Source organism: Methylobacterium indicum (genome assembly GCF_001043895.1).
GTDB classification, from domain to species: domain Bacteria; phylum Pseudomonadota; class Alphaproteobacteria; order Rhizobiales; family Beijerinckiaceae; genus Methylobacterium; species Methylobacterium indicum.
The window spans coordinates 1-2,965 of sequence record NZ_JTHF01000299.1; the positions used below are offsets into that span (position 1 = coordinate 1).

Genomic DNA, 2,965 nt, shown 5'->3' on the forward strand with positions numbered 1-2,965 from the left:
GACCCAGCCCGAGAGGGCGCCGCCCACCCCCTGCACCGCCGCGACGGTGCCGAGCGCCGTCTGGGTGCGGCCCGAACCCCAGGTCAGGTCGGCCACCACCACCGGCACCGCGACGCCGATGACGCCGGAGGCGACGCCGTCGAGCACCTCGGCCAGGATCAGCCAGTAGGGATCGGACAGGAAGGCGGAGAGGAGCGCACGGGCCGGCAGCACCGCGCAGGCGACGAGGAGGAGCTGGCGCCGGCCGCGCCGGTCGGCCAGCGACCCGGCGAACAGCGCCACCGGGATCATCACGCCCTGGGCGACGATGACGTAGCGGGCGGTCCAGCCGGTGCCGTCCTCCCCCGCCGCGACGAGCTTCTGGCCGAGCAGGCTCAGCATCGAGCCGTTGGCGAGGTTGAACAGGGCGAGCGCCGCCGAGAGGATCAGGAGGCGCCGGTCGGAGAGGACCTTCAGGATGCCGGAGCGCTCCGGCTTGTCGTCCGGGTCGTCCTCCTTCCAGCCGACGGCGCGGCGGCCGTTATAGGCGCTCCGCGGCGTCGTGAGCGCCGCCACGATGGCGCAGGCGGAGAGGCCGCCCAGGACCCAGAAGGCGATGCTCGGCCCCATGACCGGCGTGCCGAAGCTGATGGCGAGCGCGGCACCCAGGATGCCGACGTGGTTCCAGGCCTGGTTGCGGCCCTGCTGCTTCGGAAATGCCTGCTTGCCGACCATGCCGAGCGTCAGCGCGGTCACCGCCGGCACCACCAGGGTACCGCCGGCCGCGGCGATGAACTGGGCGGCGAGCACCGTCATGAAGGCGCGGGCGGGCAGCAGCAGCAGGGTGCCGAGGAGGATCGCCGCGCAGGCGGCCGCGATCAGCATCCGGGGCCGGCCGAACCGGTCGACCAGGGCGCCGAGCGGCCCGCTCAACGCCAGGGTGGCGAAGCCCACGATGGTGGTGACGAGGCCGACCTCGCTCGGCCCCCATTTCGCGGCCTGCGCCAGCCAGGTACCGAGGAAGGGGCCGAGCCCGCCCTGGATGTCGCCCACGAAGGCGTTGATCAGGGCGAGATGGGTGGTGGGGGTCATCAACGCGGAGGCGCTCCGGCTTGCCCGTTCGGGCCGTCGTTCGAAAGTCCAGGCCCAAACGGCCTACCGGACCTGAACGGGAAATGATCGCGCACCGGCCCGCCGCCTCACGGGCTCGGCACCGCGCAGGCGGCGGCGAGGCGGGCGAGCATCGGGTCGGGGATGCCCATCGCGACGAGCTGGTCGTGGGTGTGGCGGACGTAGTCCGGGTTGGCGCCCGAGCGGCCGAGGCCCTGGCGCACCAGCCGCACCAGTTCGGCCTCCGGCAGGCGGCCGGCATATTGCGGGTGGCGGCGATCGACGAGGTAGGTCACCGCCGCGATGCGGCGGCCGTCGTCGAGGGTGACCCCGAGCACCCGCTCGACATAGACCGCCGTGACCTGCTCGCGCTCGCGCAGGTAGGCGAGCGTGCCGGCCGCGTCGGGGCCCGCGACCCGGAACGCCATGCCGCGGCAGGAGCCGCCCCGGTCGAGCCCGAGCACTAGGCCCGGCCGCTCCGGCGTGCCGCGATGGACGTGCGAGAGCACGCAGAGCGAGCGGTGATAGCCGCGCAGGCGCCCCGGCCCGCTCTCGACGAAGGGGAAGCCCGGCCGCCACATCAGCGAGCCGTAGCCGAACACCCAGAGATCCGACGGCTCGCCCGCCTCCATCGCTCGCATCCTCCCCCCGGCACGATCGCGCGAGCGTGCCTCGCCTGTTCGGTGTCACCCGCCGGTCTCACTTGCCGGGCGCGGCCGGTAGCAGCTACGGGAGCGCGGTTCAATCCGGGCGGTCCGTCAGGACCGCCGCAGAACCGGGATCATGCCGATGGACAGGCCGACGGAAGCGGGGCCGACGACCGAGACGGGGCGGACGACCGGAGGGCGCGGGCCGGGCCTGCGCCTCGGGCTGTTCGCGCCGTTCGTGCTCCTCCTGCTCGTGGCGCTCGCCTGGAGTGCGGGCTGGTTCTGGCTGCGGGGCAAGGCCGAGGGCGAGATCGACCGGTGGTTTGCCCGCGAGGCCCAGGCGGGGCGGCAATGGACCTGCGCCGACCGCTCGCTGACCGGCTTCCCGTTCCGGTTCGAGCTGCGCTGCGCCTCGCTCGGCTTCGCCCGGTCCGACGTGCGCTTCACCACCGGGCCGCTCGTCGCGGTGGCGCAGGTCTACCAGCCGCGCCACGTCATCCTGGAGGCGACCGGGCCGTTCAAGGTGCAGCAGGGCGGCCTTGCCGCCGACGTGACCTGGACCGGCCTGGAGGCGAGCCTGCACGCCACGAGCGACGGCTTCCAGCGCGCCTCCGTGGTGGCGGACGGGCTGAAGGGCAGCGTCACCGGCGCCGATCCCTCGCCGATCGACTTCTCGACCCGGCATCTCGAACTGCATGCCCGCCCGACCCCGGGCCGCTTCGAGACCGACGGCGCCGTCGACCTGAGCGCCCGGGTGATGCAGGCCGCGGTGCCGGTGCTCGATCCGCTGCTCGGCGGCACGGAGCCGGCGGACCTCGCGCTCGACGCCACCGTGACCCGGGCGGCGGGCTTCCGCACCCGCACCCTGGCGCAGGAGCTGGAGCGCTGGCGCGAGGCCGGCGGCACCGTCGAGGTCACCAGCCTCGCGGCCGAGAAGGGCGGCCGGCGGCTGCGGGCGCAGGGCGTGGTCGCCCTCGACGAGCTGCACCGCCCCTCGGGCCAGTTCGACGTGCGCACCGCCGGGCTCGAACAGGTGATCGCCCCGCTGATCAGCGAGCAGCTCGGCGCCCGGCTCGGCGGCGACGGCGCGGCGCTGGTCGGCAACATCGTCGGCCAGTTCCTCGGCGGGCGGCGCCGGGAACCGGCGCCGGGCCAGGCCGCGACCGACCGCCCGGGCGAGCCGCCGCTCAAGGTGCTGCCGACCGTGCGGCTCGCCGGCGGGCGGTCGG

3 protein-coding genes are annotated in these 2,965 nt (G+C 74.8%); 1 reads left to right on the plus strand and 2 read right to left on the minus strand.

Translation table 11 applies throughout. The features are described from left to right. Positions 1 to 1,071, minus strand: a 1,071-nt coding sequence (locus QR78_RS27910; RefSeq protein WP_048430879.1) for an MFS transporter, incomplete at its 3' end; no start/stop codon positions are given. A gap of 107 nt (positions 1,072 to 1,178) precedes the next feature. Beyond that, a complete protein-coding gene (locus QR78_RS27915) occupies positions 1,179 to 1,721 on the minus strand; it encodes a gamma-glutamylcyclotransferase (protein ID WP_048430880.1) in 543 nt (180 codons plus the stop codon). Between the two features lie 151 nt (positions 1,722 to 1,872). Here QR78_RS27915 and QR78_RS27920 point away from each other — a divergent pair. Further along, on the plus strand, positions 1,873 to 2,965 hold a 1,093-nt coding region (locus tag QR78_RS27920), incomplete at its 3' end, for a DUF2125 domain-containing protein (RefSeq protein ID WP_425284301.1).